At 70.4% G+C, this 17,658-nt stretch carries 17 protein-coding genes; 8 read left to right on the top strand and 9 right to left on the bottom strand.

Annotated elements, in window-relative coordinates:
* The first annotated feature begins 208 nt into the window (after nucleotides 1-208).
* The 5 genes from BLW82_RS32480 (at nucleotide 209) to BLW82_RS32460 (ending at nucleotide 4,501) form a co-directional block, all read left to right on the top strand.
* Nucleotides 209-898: a maleylpyruvate isomerase family mycothiol-dependent enzyme gene (locus BLW82_RS32480; protein WP_093504469.1), complete on the top strand. Its 690-nt coding sequence runs from the start codon at nucleotides 209-211 to the stop codon at nucleotides 896-898.
* Nucleotides 899-953: 55 nt separating this feature from the next.
* Entirely contained in the window at nucleotides 954-1,610 is a 657-nt protein-coding gene (locus tag BLW82_RS32475; protein ID WP_093504467.1) for an MBL fold metallo-hydrolase, read from the top strand.
* Nucleotides 1,611-1,932: 322 nt separating this feature from the next.
* Nucleotides 1,933-2,817, top strand: coding sequence for an ABC transporter substrate-binding protein (locus tag BLW82_RS32470; protein WP_093504465.1), 885 nt, complete (start codon nucleotides 1,933-1,935; stop codon nucleotides 2,815-2,817).
* Nucleotides 2,814-3,752, top strand: coding sequence for an amino acid ABC transporter permease (locus BLW82_RS32465; protein WP_093504463.1), 939 nt, complete (start codon nucleotides 2,814-2,816; stop codon nucleotides 3,750-3,752). Before BLW82_RS32470 ends, BLW82_RS32465 begins: the two co-directional genes overlap by 4 nt.
* Entirely contained in the window at nucleotides 3,749-4,501 is a 753-nt protein-coding gene (locus BLW82_RS32460) for an amino acid ABC transporter ATP-binding protein (protein WP_093504461.1), read from the top strand. Before BLW82_RS32465 ends, BLW82_RS32460 begins: the two co-directional genes overlap by 4 nt.
* A 4-nt stretch (nucleotides 4,502-4,505) precedes the next feature.
* Here BLW82_RS32460 and aroQ read toward each other — a convergent pair whose 3' ends face one another.
* Entirely contained in the window at nucleotides 4,506-4,979 is a 474-nt protein-coding gene (gene aroQ / locus BLW82_RS32455; RefSeq protein WP_093504459.1) for a type II 3-dehydroquinate dehydratase, read from the bottom strand.
* Between the two features lie 171 nt (nucleotides 4,980-5,150).
* On the opposite strand from aroQ, the gene BLW82_RS32450 reads away from it, so the two are divergent.
* The gene (locus BLW82_RS32450) at nucleotides 5,151-6,455 is read left to right on the top strand and encodes an MFS transporter (protein WP_256216029.1); all 1,305 of its coding nucleotides are present in this window, start codon (nucleotides 5,151-5,153) and stop codon (nucleotides 6,453-6,455) included.
* A gap of 15 nt (nucleotides 6,456-6,470) precedes the next feature.
* Here BLW82_RS32450 and BLW82_RS32445 read toward each other — a convergent pair whose 3' ends face one another.
* The 7 genes from BLW82_RS32445 to BLW82_RS32415 form a co-directional block, all read right to left on the bottom strand.
* A complete protein-coding gene (locus BLW82_RS32445; RefSeq protein WP_093504455.1) occupies nucleotides 6,471-7,571 on the bottom strand; it encodes a calcium:cation antiporter in 1,101 nt (366 codons plus the stop codon).
* Nucleotides 7,572-7,686: 115 nt separating this feature from the next.
* Entirely contained in the window at nucleotides 7,687-7,989 is a 303-nt protein-coding gene (locus BLW82_RS32440; RefSeq protein WP_177233147.1) for a hypothetical protein, read from the bottom strand.
* Between the two features lie 130 nt (nucleotides 7,990-8,119).
* Nucleotides 8,120-9,121, bottom strand: a complete 1,002-nt coding sequence (locus BLW82_RS32435) for a TerC family protein (RefSeq protein WP_177233146.1) — start codon at nucleotides 9,119-9,121, stop codon at nucleotides 8,120-8,122.
* A 222-nt stretch (nucleotides 9,122-9,343) separates the two neighbouring features.
* The gene (locus tag BLW82_RS32430; RefSeq protein WP_093504449.1) at nucleotides 9,344-11,407 is read right to left on the bottom strand and encodes a TerD family protein; all 2,064 of its coding nucleotides are present in this window, start codon (nucleotides 11,405-11,407) and stop codon (nucleotides 9,344-9,346) included.
* A 184-nt stretch (nucleotides 11,408-11,591) separates the two neighbouring features.
* A complete protein-coding gene (locus BLW82_RS32425; RefSeq protein WP_093504447.1) occupies nucleotides 11,592-12,170 on the bottom strand; it encodes a TerD family protein in 579 nt (192 codons plus the stop codon).
* Nucleotides 12,171-12,327: 157 nt separating this feature from the next.
* Nucleotides 12,328-14,484: an excinuclease ABC subunit UvrB gene (uvrB, locus tag BLW82_RS32420; protein ID WP_093504445.1), complete on the bottom strand. Its 2,157-nt coding sequence runs from the start codon at nucleotides 14,482-14,484 to the stop codon at nucleotides 12,328-12,330.
* Between the two features lie 40 nt (nucleotides 14,485-14,524).
* Entirely contained in the window at nucleotides 14,525-15,391 is an 867-nt protein-coding gene (locus tag BLW82_RS32415) for an MHYT domain-containing protein (protein ID WP_093504443.1), read from the bottom strand.
* A 276-nt stretch (nucleotides 15,392-15,667) separates the two neighbouring features.
* On the opposite strand from BLW82_RS32415, the gene BLW82_RS32410 reads away from it, so the two are divergent.
* Both BLW82_RS32410 and BLW82_RS32405 read left to right on the top strand, forming a co-directional pair.
* Nucleotides 15,668-16,537, top strand: coding sequence for a glycerophosphodiester phosphodiesterase (locus BLW82_RS32410; RefSeq protein WP_093504441.1), 870 nt, complete (start codon nucleotides 15,668-15,670; stop codon nucleotides 16,535-16,537).
* Between the two features lie 50 nt (nucleotides 16,538-16,587).
* Nucleotides 16,588-17,142: a methylated-DNA--[protein]-cysteine S-methyltransferase gene (locus BLW82_RS32405; protein ID WP_093504440.1), complete on the top strand. Its 555-nt coding sequence runs from the start codon at nucleotides 16,588-16,590 to the stop codon at nucleotides 17,140-17,142.
* A 43-nt stretch (nucleotides 17,143-17,185) separates the two neighbouring features.
* Here the strand turns inward: BLW82_RS32405 and BLW82_RS32400 are convergent, their stop codons facing one another.
* The gene (locus tag BLW82_RS32400) at nucleotides 17,186-17,614 is read right to left on the bottom strand and encodes a VOC family protein (protein WP_093508397.1); all 429 of its coding nucleotides are present in this window, start codon (nucleotides 17,612-17,614) and stop codon (nucleotides 17,186-17,188) included.
* Nucleotides 17,615-17,658 lie beyond the last annotated feature (44 nt).

The raw sequence follows: 17,658 nt of genomic DNA, 5'->3' as shown, positions 1-17,658 counted from the left end.
TCTTGAGAGAAGTGACAGGGGCAGAGCCCCGTGCTTCTTCAGACTAGGGGGAGCCACTGACAACGCCGGATGGATTCCTGGATGCGTAAACAATCCCGGACCATCCAGCATGCCCGACGCCGCCACCGACGATATAGCACGCGCATTCGATTTACGGTGCTCGTGCGAAACCTTCACCAGAAGGTGTGACGGAGCTACTGTCAGCCCCATGATTGATCACGCTCATGACCTGGCGTCTGTACACGAAGCGACCGAACGGCTCCTCACCGCAGTCGCCGCACTGGACAACGCGGCCGGTGCGCGACCGTCACGGCTGCCCGGCTGGACGGTCGGCCACGTCCTGGCCCACCTGGCCCGCAACGCGGACGCGCTCGGCAACGTCCTGGGCGGACGTCCCATGTACGTCTCCGCCGAGGCGCGCGACGCCGACATCGAGCGTGACGCGCCGCGTCCGCTCGACGTCCAGCTCGACGACCTGCGCGCGAGCCACGCCGGCTTCCGGGCCCTGGCGGCCGAGCCCGCGGACTGGACACGCACGGTGGAGCTGCGCAACGGGGTCACCGACAGCGCTTCCCGGGTGCCGTTCCGGCGCTGGGCCGAGGTCGAGCTGCACCATGTCGATCTCGGGATCGGGTACGAGCTGGAGGATCTCCCGGCGGAGTTCACCGAGCGGGAGATCGGCTTCCTGGCGGACCGCTTCAACGGGCACCGGGAGGTCCCGCCGACCGGTCTGCGCAGTGACGGCGGTCAGGTCTGGACGACGGGCGGCGGCGCGCCGGGAGATCCGGTCGCCGTCGAGGGCCCCGCCGCCGACCTGCTGGGCTGGCTCGCCGGCCGCCGCGACGGCTCGGCCCTGGTCGTGAAGGGCGGCCCCCTGCCCGCGCTTCCGCCGCTGTAGCGCGCGTGCGGCGCGCGGCACATCGGCACGCCCTCCCCGCTATAGGCTGACCGCCATGACGTACAGCGGAGAGGTGACGGTCGGCGGACCGGCGGACGTGCACGAGCTCAAGGACCTGATGATCACCAAGATCGCGGTCGGGCCGATGGACAACAACGCCTATCTGCTGCGCTGCCGCGCCACCGACGAGCAGCTGCTGATCGACGCGGCCAACGACGCGGAGACGCTCCTCGGCATGATCGGTGACGACGGCATCGCGTCCGTCGTCACCACGCATCAGCACGGCGATCACTGGCAGGCGCTGGCCGAGGTGGTCGCCGCGACCGGTGCGCGCACCTACGCGGGCCGCGAGGACGCCCCCGGCATCCCGGTCACCACCGATGTCCTGGTCGGCGACGGCGACGTGATCCGGGTCGGCCGCGTCGAACTGACCGCCCGCCATCTGGTCGGCCACACCCCGGGCTCCATCGCCCTGGTCTACGACGACCCGCACGGCCATCCGCATGTCTTCACCGGGGACTGCCTCTTCCCCGGGGGCGTCGGCAACACGCGCAAGGATCCCAAGGCGTTCGCCAGCCTGATCCACGACGTCGAGACGAAGATCTTCGGCGAGCTCCCGGACGAGACCTGGGTGTACCCGGGGCACGGCAACGACACCACGCTGGGCACCGAGCGCCCGCATCTGCCGGAGTGGCACGCACGCGGGTGGTGAGTGCGGGGCGCGACGGTGGTGAGCACGGGGCGCGCAGGCCCATCGCGCGCCCCGTGTGAAGAGTTCGCACGCACCGGCCTCCGGCGCACGCTCCCCGCGCGCGCCGTGGCGCCGTCAAGCTGGTGCAGCCCCGCACAGGATGACGGCTCCTGCGCGGTACGGGCCGCCGGTCATCATTCCCCGCCCTCGGCCGGCGGCCCGGCATGCGGCGAGTCCGCTCTCCCCCGCGCAGCGTTCACAAGACCGCAACACCCGTTCCCAGTATGCGGACAAACACCCGCTTGACGTGGACAAACGCGGCGTTCGCTGTCACTCTCCCGCCATGCACCCTGCCCCGAGCGCACTGCGCCGCGCTGCCGCCGCTGCCACCATAGCCCTGCTCGCCACCGCCGTCGGCTGCGCTCCGCAGCCGGACGACAAGGCGTCCGGCGGGTCCTCCTCGTCGGCCGGAACCACCTGTGCCAAGGGCAAGTTGGCGACCCGGACCTCCGGCAAGCTGACCATCGCGACGGACGAACCGGCCTACGAGCCGTGGTTCAAGGACGACAAGCCGGCCAACGGCGAGGGCTTCGAGTCGGCGGTCGCCTACGCCGTGGCGAAGCAGCTGGGGTACGACAGGAGCGCCGTCGTCTGGCAGAGCGTGCCGTTCAACAAGGCGTTCGCGCCCGGTGTGAAGACCTTCGACTTCGACATCAACCAGGTGTCCATCAGCGCCGAGCGCAAGAAGGCCGTGGACTTCTCGTCCGGCTACTACGACGTGCGCCAGGCGGTCGTCGCGCTCAAGGGCAGCAAGGCCGCGAAGGCGACGAGCATCGCGGACCTGAAGAGTCTCAAGCTGGGCGCCCAGGTCGGCACGACCAGCCTGAACTACATCAGCGACGTGGTGAAGCCGTCGCAGGAGGCGGCCGCGTTCTCCAAGAACGACCAGGCCATCTCGGCCCTCAAGAACGGCCAGGTGGACGCGATCGTCGTCGACCTGCCGACCGCCTTCTACGTCACCGCGGCCCAGGTGACGAACGCCAAGATCGTCGGTCAGTTCGAGAACCAGAGCGGTACCCCCGAGCAGTTCGGGCTCGTACTCGACAAGGACAGCGGCCTCACCTCCTGCGTGACGTCGGCCGTGGACGCCCTGCGCAAGGACGGCACCCTGGCGAAGCTGGAGAAGCAGTGGCTGTCCGACGCCGTCGACGCTCCGGTGCTCAAGTGACGCTCACCAAGGACGAGTCCGGCCAGGAGGGCGCGGACGACAAGGGCGACATGCCCGCCGGTGCCCCCGGGGGCGCCGACGGTCACGACGGCTACACCCCCTCCGAACGGCGGCTGGAGCGGGAGCGCTACAAGCGTGCCCGCGCCCGTCGCGCGACCGCGATCGCCGCGCTGTCGACCCTGGTCACGACCGTCGTCCTCTACCTGGTCGTGGTCAGCGCGCCGGGATGGGAGCGCACCAAGGAGACCTTCTTCGACGGCCAGTACGCGCGCGAGGCGTTCCCCAAGGTCCTCGAAGGCCTGTGGCTCAACGTCCGGCTGCTGCTGATCTGCGGCGTAGTGGTGCTCGCCCTGGGCATGCTGATCGCCATCGCCCGTACGCTGCCGGGCCCTGTCTTCTTCCCCCTGCGCGCGCTGGCGGCGGCCTACACGGACTTCTTCCGCGGTCTACCGCTGATCATCAACCTGATGATCGTCGTCTTCGGGGTGCCCGCGCTGCGCCTCCAGGGCGTGACCGTCGACCCCGTGCTGCTGGGCGGGACGGCGCTGACGCTGACGTACTCCGCCTACGTCGCCGAGGTGTTCCGCGCGGGCATCGAGTCCGTGCACCCCTCGCAGCGCGCCGCGGCCCGCTCGCTGGGGCTGACCAACCGCCAGGCGCTGCGGTATGTGGTGCTCCCCCAGGCCGTGCGCCGTCAGGTGCCGCCTCTGCTGAACGACCTGGTGTCGTTGCAGAAGGACACGGGACTCGTCTCCATCGGCGGCGCCATCGACGCCGTACGGGCGTCCGACATCATCGCCCAGCGCAGCCTCAACTACACGCCGTACATCGTGGCCGGGCTGGTCTTCGTGGCGCTGACCATCCCGATGACCCGTTTCACCGACTGGGTGACGGCCCGGATGGACCGGCGGCGGGCCCAGGGAGGAACCATATGAGCGACGCGCCTGTGCTGCGCATGGAGTCCGTCCGCAAGACGTTCGGGGACTCGGTCGTGCTGCGGGACGTGGACCTGGAGGTCGCCCCGCACACGGTGACGGCGCTGATCGGCGCCTCCGGGTCCGGCAAGTCGACGTTGCTGCGCTGCGCCAACCTCCTGGAGGAGATCGACGACGGCGCCATCTGGCTGGACGGCGAGGAGATCACCGACCCGCGCGCCGACCAGGACGCGGTGCGCCGCCGTATCGGCGTGGTCTTCCAGGCGTACAACCTCTTCCCGCACATGACCGTCCTGGACAACATCACCCTGGCGCCGCGCCGGGTGCACGGCCTCTCCCGCGCGGAGGCCGAGGAGCGGGCCGGGGAGCTGCTCGCACGCCTCGGGCTGGGCGACAAGGCCGGCGCCTATCCGGACCGGCTGAGCGGCGGTCAGCAGCAGCGGGTGGCGATCGTGCGCGCCCTGGCGGTGCGGCCCCGACTGCTGCTGCTGGACGAGATCACCGCCGCCCTCGACCCGGAACTGGTGGGCGAGGTGCTCACCGTGGTCCGTGATCTCAAGGGCCAAGGGATGACCATGGTGCTGGCCACGCACGAGATGGGCTTCGCGCGGGACGTCGCCGACCAGGTCTGCTTCCTCGACGGCGGTGTCGTACTCGAACGCGGCACCGCCGAGCAGGTGTTCGGCGACCCGCGGCAGGAGCGCACCCGGCGCTTCCTGCGGCGGATCGTGGAGGCCGGCCGGCTCTGAGACGCTACGCCTCCGCGGTGGCGGCACCGACCAGTGCCGCCACCCGCTCCACGCCGAACACATAGCCCTGCACACCGCATCCGGCGATCACTCCGTCGGCGCGCAGGGAGACGTAGGAGTGGTGCCGGAAAGACTCGCGCTTGTGGATGTTGGAGATGTGGACCTCGAGCACCGGCAGGCCGTCACAGGTGCTGAGGGCGTCCAGGATCGCCACCGAGGTGTGCGAGTAGGCGCCCGGGTTGATGACGATCCCGCAGTGTCCGAGCCGCGCCTCGTGGATCCAGTCGACCAGTTCGCCCTCGTGGTTGGACTGCCGGAAGTCCACCGTGCCGCCGTGCGCGGCCGCCGCCTTGACGCACAGGGCCTCGACGTCCGCGAGGGTGTCGGAGCCGTAGATCTCGGGCTGGCGCTGGCCGAGCAGGTTCAGGTTGGGCCCGTTGAGGATCATGATCGGGGCGTTGGCCAGGGTGCGGGGCACGATTCCTCCGGTCCGTGGGACAAACTCGCTGCGACATCCATGGGAACGACGAACGGCCCGCAAGGACCGCTGCTCGGTCCGGTCTATCACGGTGCGCGGCGGCTCCTGTGAGGGGCGTCTCACCACCGCGCGCCCCCGTAACCAGTGATCACCCTGGGTAGTTGACGGAGCATGCTTGATACACGCACCGTAAGCGCCCCGTCGATGCTGCGGCTGGCGGCCGCCTCGCTCACCGGGACCGCGATCGAGTTCTACGACTTCTTCGTCTACGGGACGGCCGCGGCGCTCGTCCTGGGGCCGCTGTTCTTCCCGACGTTCTCCCCGCTCGCGGGGACGCTGGCGGCGTTCGGGACGTTCGGTGTGGGGTTCGTGGCCCGGCCGCTGGGCTCGGTGCTGTTCGGGCACCTCGGGGACCGGCGCGGCCGGCGCCCGGTGCTGGTCGCGTCCCTGCTGCTGACGGGCGCTTCGACGGTCTCGGTCGGGTTCGTGCCGGCGTACGACAGCATCGGCATGGCCGCCCCCGTGCTGCTGCTGGTGCTGCGCTTTCTGCAGGGGCTGGGGCTCGGCGGGGAGTGGGGCGGGGCGGTACTGTTGACCGCGGAGCACGCGCCCGCCGGCCGGCGCGCGCTGTGGTCGAGCTTTCCGCAGATCGGCCCGGCCTTCGGCTTCCTCCTCGCCAACGGCGTGATGCTGGTCCTGTCGGCGTCCCTGACGGACGCCCAGTTCGCGCAGTGGGGGTGGCGGGTGCCGTTCTGGGCGGCCGGAGCGCTGGCACTGAGCGGGCTGTGGCTGCGTTCCTCGCTCCCCGAGAGCCCGCAGTTCCTGGAGATCGAGGAGCCCGCGCGCATGCCGTTCGCCGAGGTCGTACGGCACCACTGGCGGCTGGTGCTGCTGTCGGCGGGGGCGCTCGCGGTCGGGTACGCGGTGTTCTACGCGGTGACGACCTGGTCGCTGGCGTACGGGACGGAACGGCTCGGGGTGAGCCGTACCGTCATGCTGACGTGTGTCATGGCCGCCGTCGTCGTGAAGGGGGCGCTCACGCCGGTGATGGCTCTGCTGGGCGACCGCTACGGGCGCCGGGGGCTGTGCCTCGTGGGGTGCACGGCGTCGGCGCTGTGGATGTTCCCGATGGTCGCGCTGCTCGCGACCGGACAGCCGCTGCTGATGTTCCTCGGGTTCACCGGTGCCCTGGTCGCCTTCATCACCATGTTCGCGGTGGTCGCCGCCTACCTGCCGGAGCTGTACGAGCCCAGGTTGCGCTGCACCGGGGCGGCCGTCGGCTACAACCTCGGCGGGGTCCTCGGCGGCGGGCTGACGCCGATCGTCGCAACGGCGCTTGCGGAGCACAGCGGGCGCGTGCCGTGGGCCGTGGGGACGTATCTGACGGCGATCGCGCTGCTGAGCCTGGGCTGCTTCACGCTGCTGCCGGAGACGCGTCCGGTGCCGGTGGCGGCGGTCGAGCCGGTCGCCGGGTGAGTACCTCCGGGGCCGCTACGGGTTGATCGCCAGTTCCAGGTAGGCGGCGAACAGCACCAGGTGGACGCCGCCCTGCAGCGGTGTGGCCCGGCCCGGGACCACGGTCAGGGAGCTGACCACCACGGTCAGCGCGAGCAGCAGCATGTGGGTGGCGCTCAGGCCGAGGACCAGGGGGCCGGAGAGCCAGACGGAGGCCAGGGCCACGGCGGGGATGGTCAGGCCGATGCTTGCCATGGCCGAACCGAGCGCCAGGTTGAGACTGGTCTGCACCCGGTCACGGCGGGCCGAGCGCAGGGCTGCGATGGTCTCGGGGAGCAGTACCAGCAACGCGATGACCACGCCGACCACGGCCTGGTGCAGGCCGGCCGCCGCCACTCCGGACTCGATCGTCGGCGACACGCCCTTGGCCAGCCCGACCACCCCGACGAGGGCGAGGCCGAGCAGGCCGAGGCTGATCCAGGCGGCCCGCGCGGACGGGACCACGGCGTGGTCGTCGGCGGTCATCGGGTCGCCCTGCCGGGTGATCGGCAGGAAGTAGTCGCGGTGGCGCACAGTCTGGGTGGTGACGAACAGTCCGTACAGGATCAGCGACGACAGCGCCGCGAACGTCAGTTGCACTCCGGAGAACTCCGGTCCCGGCTTGCTGGTGGTGAAGGTCGGCAGCACCAGGCTGAGCGTGGCCAGGGTGGCCACGGTCGCCAGGGCGGCGCCGGTGCCCTCCGGATTGAAGACCGCGGTGCCGTGGCGGAGCGAGGCGACGAGGAGGCAGAGTCCGACGATGCCGTTGCAGGTGATCATCACGGCCGCGAAGACGGTGTCCCGGGCCAGGGTGGCGCTCTTGGCACCGCCGTCGGCCATGAGGGTGACGATCAGGGCGACCTCGATGATCGTGACAGCGATGGCGAGGACCAGGGAACCGAAGGGTTCGCCGACCCGGTGGGCCACGACCTCGGCGTGATGGACCGCGGCGAGGACCGATCCGGCGAGGACCACGGTGACCAGCGCGACGACCGCGCCGGGCAGGCTGCGGCCCCAGGTGAACAGGAGCAGGACGACCGCGAGCACCGGCACGAGGAGCGTCCACTGGGTGGTGAGCGACCTGAGCCGAGTGATCATGCAGCGATGGTGGCAGAGGCGGACGGGCTTCGCATTCCGTTCCTTTCGGCCTCCGGGGGGCCTGCCGTCGGCGCGGCGCGGCCCCCGGGGCGTGCGAGTGCGGTCGGTCGGTCGGTTACGTGAAGTCGGTCAGGTCCACGACGTCACAGTCGGTGAAGGACGGCGGCCGGGTGCACAGGGCGGCCATCTGCTCGGCGAACTTGCTCGTCTCGGGGTCGTCGTTGTTCCGCATGGCCTCCTCGTAGGAGTTGAACTCGATCACGCCGAAGTAGCGTCCCGGCCGGTTCCGGTCCCGGAGGATCAGGCGGCGGGTGGGGCTGTTCTCGCGGCCGTCGAGCCGGCTGCCCATCTCGTCGGCAAGAGCCTTCAGCTCGTCGATGCGGTCGGTCTCGAAGTCGATGATCTGGACGAATGTCACGGTTGCCTCCACCGGGCGGCGGCGTCCCCGGACCGGGGACGTTCCGCCACCCAACGAAGCATCCGGGGTGGTGGGCCGGCAATGTGCTTCGCACCGCTGCGCGGGGTGGTTGTTCCTACGTCCGACGTGGTCAGACGTCGATGCTGTCCTTCGGAGCGCCTTCGCTCCGGGCCTGCGCCGCCGCGGCCGCCGCCTGCTTCCCGGACGCCCTGAGACTGGTGATCGTGGTGACGATCAGGACCGCGCAGATCACGCCGAGGGACACCGGGATGCTGATCTCCGGGACGTGGACGCCGGACTCGTGCAGCGCGTGCAGCACCAGCTTGACGCCGATGAAGCCGAGGATGATGGACAGGCCGTAGGAGAGGTGGACCAGCTTCTTCAGCAGTCCGCCGATGAGGAAGTACAGCTGCCGCAGGCCCATCAGCGCGAAGGCGTTGGCCGTGAAGACGATGTACGGGTCCTGCGTCAGGCCGAAGATCGCGGGGATGGAGTCCAGTGCGAACAGGACGTCGGTCGTACCGATCGCGAGCATCACGACCAGCATCGGGGTCATGACCCGCTTGCCGTTCTGCTGGATCCACAGCTTGGTGCCGTGGTAGCGGTCGGCCACGCCGAACCTGCGCTCGGCGGCCTTGAGCAGCTTGTTCTCCTCGAACTCCTCTTCCTCCCGGTCGGCCCGCGCCTCCTGGATCAGCTTCCAGGCCGTCCAGATCAAGAAGGCGCCGAAGAGGTAGAAGACCCACGAGAAGCTGGCGAGGATCGCGGCGCCCGCGGCGATGAAGACGGCACGCAGCACCAATGCTATGAGGACACCGACGAGCAGCACCCGCTGCTGGTACTGCGAGGGCACGGCGAACTTCGCCATGATCAGGACGAAGACGAAGAGGTTGTCGACGCTCAGCGACTTCTCGGTGATGAAGCCCGCGAAGAACTCTCCGGCGGGCTGACCGCCGGAGAAGACGAGCAGGCCGAGGCCGAAGAGTCCGGCCAGGGCGATCCAGACGACTGTCCAGATTCCGGCTTCCTTGACGGACACGTCATGCGGCTTGCGGCCGATGAAGAAGTCCACCGCGATCAGGGCGGCCAGCCCCAGGATGGTGAGGACCCACAGGGTCACGGATACATCCACTGGTGCCTCCGGTTAGTGAACGGCAAAGATTCGGCGTTGCGCTACCGGAGGTCTCTTCCACCCGGGACGGGCCGGCGCCCCGGGATCCGACCGGATCCGTATTGACGGGTACGCCGCAGCAGACAGGGAGTACTCCCCTCCGTACGGAAAACAGTACCCCAATCACCAAGGAAAGGTAAAGCGATTGGCAAAGAGAAGGCCAAATCAGCTGGTCGAAGCCCTTTACATGTGCTTGGTGCGGGCTGTCGCGACCCTGGTCAGCACCTGCTGGAGCACCTGACTGCCGGACGGTACGAGGCCGGGCTCGTACGTCCAGGCATGCCCCACCCACGGGTCGGCCAGGTGGTCGTCCGGTACCGGGGAGAGTCGCATCAGTGAACGCCAGAGCGGATCGAGCAACGGGCCGTAGGGGGTGGCGTCCTCGCGGTCGGCGACCAGCAGGAGATGGACGCCGACGTCCGGGCCCTCGTCCGCGAGACAGCGCAGCTGGGTGACGGCCCGGTCGTCGAAGCCGTGCGGGAAGTCGTGCACGATCAGCAGGTGCCGCGAGGTGTCCAGGCCGGGCGGAAGCGCGTCGGACGCGCCACCGCGCACTGCCATCTGCACCAGGTCGACGCGCTCTGTGAGCCGCCCCAGCACACCCGTCACACCGGCGGCGCCCGTCGCGGGCGGCGCGTCCAGCACCCCGGCCTCCGTCAGCGGTGCGAACGCGGACGCACCGGCCCCCGCCGGGTCGACGACCTGCACACCGAACTCCCCCGGCGGGTGGACGGCGAGCAGCCGGGCCGCGAGCGCCACCGCCGTCTGCAGGGCGAGGTGCCGCAGCTCACCCGCCTCCTCGAACAGGGATGCGTCGGGCACGCCGCTGTCGATCCACAGGCCCCGCTCCAACGGCAGCCGGACCAGCATCGGGATGCGCAGCGGGGCGCTCTCCGGAAGGTGGAGGTCACCCAGCCGGACGGCCATCGGCGACTCCGTCGGCACCCGGTAGCCGTGCCAGACCGGGCTGTCCCAGCGCGCGTACGCGGGTGGCAGCGCGGGCTCGACGACCTCGGACTCGGCGGTGAGCTGGGCGAGGTCCCGGTCGAGCACCGCTTGCGCCTGGTCGACCAGCCGAACCTGCCGGGCCTGGGCCGCCTCGCGTGCGGTGTCGCCCGCCGAGCCCAGGCGGCTGCGGGGGTCGGAGAGGACCTGGTCGAGTTCCTTCTCCATGCGTGACTCGGCGAAGTCGACAGCGCTGCGGTAGGCGGCGGTGGAGCGGGCCAGGTCCTCGAACATGCCCCAGACCTGGTTGTAGAGCCGCTCGTCCATGGACCAGCCGGCGGCGTCACCGGCGACGGGCAGCGCGGGCCCGTCCGCCGGGGCCGGAGTCTCGGGGGCCGGAGTCTCGGGTGCCGAAGGCCGGGACGCCTGCCGGCGCTGTGGATGCGTGTAGTCGATGGGACCGCCGGTGGGACCGCCGGTGGGACCGCCGGTGGGACCGCCGGTGGAAGTGGGGGCGGCCGGGACGCGGGGTCCGCCGGCAGCCGGGGGCCTGCCGCCGTCGCCGGGCGTCGGCTCGGACTCGGCGGTCCCGTCGGAGGCCGCACGCCGGCCGGCCGGGTCGCCGGGTGCCTGGGAATCGTAGGGAGACCCGGTTGCGGAAGCAGTGCCCGGCAGATCGGGGCCGGTGACGGAGGCGGCCGTACGCCGGGAGCGGTCGGTGTCCGCGGTGCGGGCCGGGACCGTACGGGCCAGGCCGCGCGCCACCGCCTGTTCGATCCCGCGGGCGAGTTCGGCGGCTCCGAGCAGGCCCTGATCGGCGAGGAGCCCGGTCAGCCCCTCCGCGTAGCCCTGGCCCACCGCACGGATCTTCCAGGCGGCCTGGCGTCGGTACAGCTCCAGGGCGACGACCGCCGACTCGGCGTCCAGGCCGATGAGGGTGTAGCCGGCGATCTCGGTGCCGTCGAGACCGGTGACCGCGGCACGCGGTGCGGCGACGGCGCCGAAGCGGGACGGACCGTCGGGCGTGGTGGGCAGGGCGATTAGGACGCTGACCCGGTGCACGGCCGCGGGCATGGCGTCGAGGTCCACGGCGAGCCGGTGGTCGGCGGCCGCCTGCCGGGAGACCTCGATCCCGGGCAGAGTGGGCTCGCCAGGATGGACCACCCCGTCGGTGCTCCGTACCCGGCCGCTCTCGTCGGCGAGGGTGGCCCCGGTCAGCACTGGCACGTCGGCCGAGATCCGGATCTCGATCCGGTTCTGCGGGAGCGGGTGGTTCTGCCCGCGCACCAGCTCGGCTGCCATGGCCCACGTCTCCCTGTGTTTCGTGTCCTCGTGTACCGGAACTGAGTGCTCCGCCGGGAGTGCGCCGGTGGGCCGTCGGCCGACTGCGGCGCCGTCGTGACTGGTCGCGCAGTTCCTCGCGCCCCTTCGGGGCGCTGACGGACCGCGGCCGGACAGCCCCCGCGCCCCCCTTACGGCGAAGCGCTCAGAGGATCGGCAGGATCGCCGGTACCAGGTCCTGGAAGGTGCGGCCCCTGGCCGGGACGCCCAGGGCCGTCATCGTCCAGCCGGATCCCGACCGGTGCACCTTCGCCATGATCTGGGCGGTGTACTCGCCGCCGCCGTCGAGCGTGTAACGGGCGAGTTCCTGGCCGGTGGTCTCGTCGACCAGGCGGCAGAAGGCGTTCTGCACTTCCTGGAAGGTCTGGCCGGTGAAGGAGTTCACGGTGAAGATGATCTGGTCGACGTGGACCGGCACGCGCGCGAGGTCGACGAGGATGGCCTCGTCGTCGCCGCCCTGGCCCGCGCCGCCGACGAGGTTGTCGCCCGTGTGGCGGACGGAGCCGTCGTCACTCACCAGGTGCCGGAAGAACACGACGTCGACGGGCTGCTTGTCGGCGAACAGCACCGCCGAGGCGTCCAGGTCGATCTCCCGGGTGCGCGAGCCGAACAGCCCACGACGGGGCGCCGCCTTCCAGCCAAGACCCATGCGGACCGCGCTCAGGGAGCCGCCGTCCTTCTTCTCCAGGCTGATGGCCTGACCCTTGGTCATGTTGACGGTCACGGCTGTTTCCCCTCGTCGGTGGTCCCCTGCTCCCGCGGAGTCCGCGGTTGACCAAAACCCTATGCAGCGTCGCTGACAGTGCCGAACCCCGGCCCGCGCTTTGTGTCGGTCCTGCAACACTTCGCGTGCTTGCCGGGGTTCGGCAGCGGATCAGGGGTCAGGCCAGGCCCGCCTCTCTCATCTGACGCAGTTCCTTCTTCATCTCGGAGACCTCGTCACGCAGCCGGGCCGCGATCTCGAACTGCAGGTCGGCGGCGGCGGCACGCATACGCTCCGTCATCTCCTCGATCTGCTCGGCGAGTTCGGCAGCCGGGCGGTCGGTGGGCACCGCTTCCCCGGCCTTGCCCCTGGCGGCCTTGCCGGCCTTCCCGGCCTTCGCGCCCTTGGCCGCCTTGTCGCCCAGCGACGGCACGGGAGCCTTGGCCGCCTTGCCGTCCTTCTGCCTGCGGTAGCCCGAGCCGAGCAGCTGTTCGGTGTCGACCTCCTCGCGGGCGATCTGCGCGACGATGTCGTTGATCTTCTTCCGGAGCGGCTGCGGGTCGATGCCGTTGGCCTTGTTGTACGCGACCTGCTTCTCACGGCGCCGGTTGGTCTCGTCGATGGCCTTCTCCATCGCCGGGGTGATCTTGTCGGCGTACATGTGGACCTCGCCGGAGACATTGCGCGCCGCGCGGCCGATGGTCTGGATCAGTGAGGTGCCCGAGCGCAGGAAGCCCTCCTTGTCGGCGTCGAGGATCGCCACCAGGGACACCTCGGGCAGGTCGAGGCCCTCCCGGAGGAGGTTGATGCCGACCAGGACGTCGTACTCACCGGAGCGCAGCTCGCGCAGCAGCTCGACGCGGCGCAGCGTGTCGACGTCGCTGTGCAGGTAGCGCACCTGGATGCCGAGCTCCAGGAAGTAGTCGGTGAGGTCCTCGGCCATCTTCTTGGTGAGCGTGGTGACCAGGACGCGCTCGTCCTTCTCGGTGCGCTTGCGGATCTCGTGCACAAGGTCGTCGATCTGCCCCTCGGTGGGCTTGACGACGACCTCGGGGTCGACGAGACCGGTGGGGCGGATGATCTGCTCGACGACACCGTCCCCGCGGGAGAGCTCGTACGCGCCGGGGGTCGCCGACAGGTACACGGCCTGCCCGATCCGCTCCTGGAACTCCTCCCACTTCAGCGGGCGGTTGTCCAGGGCGGAGGGCAGCCGGAAGCCGTGGTCCACAAGGGTGCGCTTGCGGGAGGCGTCGCCCTCGTACATGGCGCCGATCTGCGGCACGGTGACGTGCGACTCGTCGATGACCAGGAGGAAGTCGTCCGGGAAGTAGTCGAGCAGGGTGTTCGGCGGGGAGCCGGGCAGGCGGCCGTCGAAGTGCATCGAGTAGTTCTCCACGCCGGAGCAGGTGCCGATCTGGCGGAGCATCTCGATGTCGTACGTGGTGCGCATGCGCAGCCGCTGGGCCTCCAGGAGCTTGCCCTGCTTCTCCAGCTCGGCCAGGCGCTCCCCCAGCTCCTTCTCGATGTCGTTGACGGCCCGGTCCATGCGCTCGGGGCCCGCGATGTAGTGGGAGGCCGGGAAGACGTACAGCTGCCGGTCGTCGCTGATGATCTCGCCGGTGAGCGGGTGCAGGGTGGACAGCGCCTCGATCTCGTCGCCGAACATCTCGATGCGGACGGCGAGCTCCTCGTAGACCGGGAAGATCTCGATGGTGTCGCCGCGGACGCGGAAGGTGCCGCGGGTGAACGCGAGGTCGTTGCGCGTGTACTGGATGTCAACGAAGCGGCGCAGCAGGTCGTCGCGGTCGATTTCGTCGCCGACCCGCAGCGGGACCATCCGGTCGACGTACTCCTGCGGGGTACCGAGGCCGTAGATGCAGGAGACCGAGGCGACCACGATCACGTCGCGGCGGGTGAGCAGCGAGTTGGTGGCGGAGTGGCGCAGCCGCTCGACCTCCTCGTTGATCGAGGAGTCCTTCTCGATGTAGGTGTCCGACTGCGGGACGTACGCCTCGGGCTGGTAGTAGTCGTAGTACGAGACGAAGTATTCGACCGCGTTGTTCGGGAGGAGCTCGCGGAACTCGTTGGCCAGCTGAGCGGCCAGGGTCTTGTTCGGCGCCATCACCAGGGTGGGGCGCTGGAGTTTTTCGATCATCCACGCGGTGGTGGCGGACTTGCCGGTGCCGGTCGCGCCGAGGAGGACGACGTCCTTCTCCCCGGCCTCGATGCGTCTGGCCAGGTCGGCGATGGCGGCCGGCTGGTCGCCGCTGGGCTGGTAGGGGCTGACGACCTCGAAGGGCGCCACCGTGCGTTCGATGTGGGAAACGGGCCGCATGGCTTCAACCGTACGACCCCGCACTGACAACCGGCTCTGATCAGCGGTTCTGCGGTGTACGTGCGCTGTGGTAGCTCTGCTGACGGCCGACGCGGAGTTGTGGGCGGCGGCTCGGGTGGTGGGTGACCTCGTCGGCCGGCACGCCCGGCTTGTGCGCCGCGCGGACCTGGTCGGGCTTGCCCGTGACCATCAGCGGGTCGAAGATCACGACGACGGCGGCCAGGCAGAGGAAGGCGAGCGGGCCGATCAGCATGGGGGCGAGCAGGGAGGCAGGAGAGTCGCCCGGGGACGTCACGCTGGCGCCGTGCAGGTGGACGGTGAGGGCGGCCATGCCGGTGTAGTGCATGCCGCTGACGGCGAGCCCCATGACGAGGCTCGCGCCGACGCTCCACAGGAAGCCGCGGACCTGCCCGGCGGCCCACAGTGCCGAGGTGGCGGCGACGACGCCTATCACGACCGACGCGGCGACCATGACCGTGTCGTACTGCAGGGTTCCGTTGAGGCGCAGCCCGGCCATGCCCAGGTAATGCATCGAGGCGATGCCCAGACCGGTGATCGTGCCGCCCGTGAAGAGCGCGGTTCCGCTCGCGCCCCGGTAGCCGACTATGAAGATCCCGACGCCCACCATGACCATGGCGAGGCCGAGGCTCGCGTACGTGAGGGGCTTGTCGTAGTGGATCGGCGTCTCCTCGACGCTGAACCCCATCATGGCGACGAAGTGCATGGTCCATATGCCGGAGCCGATCGCCGCCGACCCCAGGGCGAGCCAGGCGGGGCGCCACGAGTGGGCCACCAGCATCGCACGGGTCGTGCAGCGCAGCCCGAGAGCGCCACCGAGGCAGGCCATCAGGTAGGCCACCAACGGGGTGACGAGCCCGTAGCTGAATCCGTCGACCGTGCCCTGCATGCGCGGCTGCCCTTCACCCTTTGCGTCCCGGAATGTGTGTACTACGCCCCGTCCCAGGACCGCCCGAACGGTCAGGGTTGACGCAGAGAGTATGACCCGCACCGGAATGGTCGAACGATTTTCCGGCAAAGAAACACGCCCTTGCCTCAGTTGTGCGGCAACGGTGAGCGGGCTTGGGCGACTCCATTCAATCTGTGGCCGTCCCGCACCCGCGAGCCGTTCACTCCCTGCTGTCACTCTTGTGCTGTCCGTATTCGTTCCACGTGAGGAGTGCCCATGCACGCGCGCGCAGTCGCCGTCACGGCCACCGCGCTGCTGGGAACGGCAGCCCTGCTGAGCCCCGTCCCCGCCGCCCGGGCGGGCGACACCGCCGCACCCACGGTGCTCGCGCACCGGGGCGCCGCCGCCTACGCCCCAGAGAACACGCTGGCCGCCATCGACAAGGCCGCCGCACTGGGCTTCACCTGGGTCGAGAACGACGTCCAGCGCACCAAGGACGGCCGGCTCGTCGTCATCCACGACGACAGTCTCCGGCGCACCACCGACGCCGCAAAGGTCTTCCCCGGCCGGGCGCCCTGGAAGGTGAAGGACTTCACCGCGGCCGAGGTGGCCCGGCTGGACGCGGGCAGCTGGTTCTCCCCCTCGTACCGGGGCACGAGGGTGCCGACGCTGGAGCAGTACATGCGCCGGGTCGAGCACAATCACGAGAAGCTGCTCCTGGAGATCAAGAACCCCGAGCTGTACCCCGGCATCGAGCGGCAGGTTCTCCAGCTGCTGCGCAACGAGGGCTGGCTGGACCGCCCGCATCTGGACCGGCTCGTCGTGCAGAGTTTCAGCGCGGACAGCCTGCGCGCGGTGCACGCTCTGCGGCCCGCAGTGACGACCGGCTACCTCGGCACACCGCCCGTGGGCTCCCTGCGGCGGTACGCGGGCTTCGTGGACCTGATCAACCCCTCGGTGGGCTCGGTCTCCGTCGGCTATGTGCGGACCGTGCACGCCCTCAAGGGGCCGCACGGCCGGCCGCTGCGCGTCTTCACCTGGACGGTGGACGACGCGGTCACCACCTGGAAGGCCGTCGGCTACGGCGTGGACGGGATCATCACCAACAAGCCGGACGTGGTGCGGGCCGCGTTGTGCGCGAGCTGACCCGGGCCGGGGAGACGGCGTTGTCAGTGGCGGGCCGTACGGTGGGGCACATGGACAGCGAAGGGCAGTACGGGCAGCGGGTGGTGTGGGCCGTCGTGGGCACCGACATCGGTCCGCTGCTGCTCGCGGCGACCGGCAGCGGCCTGGTCAACGTGGTGTTCCACGCGACCGAGGCGGTGCGGGAACGGACGGTGGAGCGGCTGGCGTCTCGGCTGGGCGCCGAGCCCGTCGAGGCTCCCACGGAGCCGGTGCTGGCCGAGGCGATATCCCAGCTGCGGGCGTACTTCGCGGGCCGGCGGAGGGACTTCGACCTGCCACTGGACTGGTCGCTGATCTCCGGCTTCAACCGGCAGGTGCTGCGGGAGCTGGCCGCGGGTGTTCCGTACGGCACGGTGGTCGGGTACGGCGACCTGGCGGGCCGGGTCGGGCAGCCCGGCGGGGCGCAGGCGGTGGGCGCGGCGATGGGCGCCAATCCGCTGCCGGTCGTCGTGCCCTGTCACCGGGTGGTGGAGAGCGACGGCGGGATCGGCGGGTTCGGGGGCGGTCTGGAGACCAAGCGGAAGCTGCTCGCCCTGGAGGGCGTGCTCCCGGAGCCGCTGTTCTGAGGCTCGTTCCCCGGGCCCTGGCCGTGTCGCGCCCCGCCGGCGGTCAGCCGTAGTGGCGTGCCTCGACGACGTTGCCGTCGGGATCCCTGAAGTAGAAGTTGCGCGGGGCCGTGCCGCGGGCGCCGAAGGAGTCGTGTCCGATGTCGGTCATGGGGACGGCGTGCTCGGCGAGGCGGGCGCGCAGGGCGTCGAAGGCGTCGGACGGCAGGGACAGACAGACGTGGTTGACGGGGTGGCCCGCGCTGCCGTCGGCGCCGGGAAGGGCCGGCATGCGCTCGGCGAGGGTGCGCGGCGCGAGGTCGATGATGGTCTCCTCGGTGACGCGTACGGAAGGGAACGGCACCTCTCCGGCGGTGAACTCGGCGACCCGTAGCGGCTCCAGGCCGAGCATCCGCTCGTAGAAGCCGGCCGCGGCGGCAGGGTCGGCGACCCAGAGGACGACGTGGTCCAGACGTACCGGGTGATTCGTCATGCAGCCCAGGCTGGTGGCATCCCCCACAGGCCGCAAGCGTTTAT

The organism is Streptomyces sp. Ag109_O5-10 (genome assembly GCF_900105755.1).
Classification (GTDB): Bacteria; Actinomycetota; Actinomycetes; order Streptomycetales; family Streptomycetaceae; genus Streptomyces.
This window is presented reverse-complemented; position numbering and strand designations above follow the sequence as displayed.

Coding starts and splice junctions, on each gene's coding strand:
- BLW82_RS32470 (WP_093504465.1), top strand. CDS start 1,933: ATGCACCCTGCCCCGAGCGCACTGCGCCGCGCTGCCGCCGCTGCCACC.
- BLW82_RS32450 (WP_256216029.1), top strand. CDS start 5,151: ATGCTTGATACACGCACCGTAAGCGCCCCGTCGATGCTGCGGCTGGCG.
- BLW82_RS32405 (WP_093504440.1), top strand. CDS start 16,588: ATGGACAGCGAAGGGCAGTACGGGCAGCGGGTGGTGTGGGCCGTCGTG.
- uvrB (WP_093504445.1), bottom strand. CDS start 14,484: ATGCGGCCCGTTTCCCACATCGAACGCACGGTGGCGCCCTTCGAGGTC.
- BLW82_RS32460 (WP_093504461.1), top strand. CDS start 3,749: ATGAGCGACGCGCCTGTGCTGCGCATGGAGTCCGTCCGCAAGACGTTC.
- BLW82_RS32480 (WP_093504469.1), top strand. CDS start 209: ATGATTGATCACGCTCATGACCTGGCGTCTGTACACGAAGCGACCGAA.
- BLW82_RS32430 (WP_093504449.1), bottom strand. CDS start 11,407: ATGGCAGCCGAGCTGGTGCGCGGGCAGAACCACCCGCTCCCGCAGAAC.
- BLW82_RS32410 (WP_093504441.1), top strand. CDS start 15,668: ATGCACGCGCGCGCAGTCGCCGTCACGGCCACCGCGCTGCTGGGAACG.
- BLW82_RS32475 (WP_093504467.1), top strand. CDS start 954: ATGACGTACAGCGGAGAGGTGACGGTCGGCGGACCGGCGGACGTGCAC.
- BLW82_RS32415 (WP_093504443.1), bottom strand. CDS start 15,391: ATGCAGGGCACGGTCGACGGATTCAGCTACGGGCTCGTCACCCCGTTG.
- BLW82_RS32445 (WP_093504455.1), bottom strand. CDS start 7,571: ATGATCACTCGGCTCAGGTCGCTCACCACCCAGTGGACGCTCCTCGTG.
- BLW82_RS32400 (WP_093508397.1), bottom strand. CDS start 17,614: ATGACGAATCACCCGGTACGTCTGGACCACGTCGTCCTCTGGGTCGCC.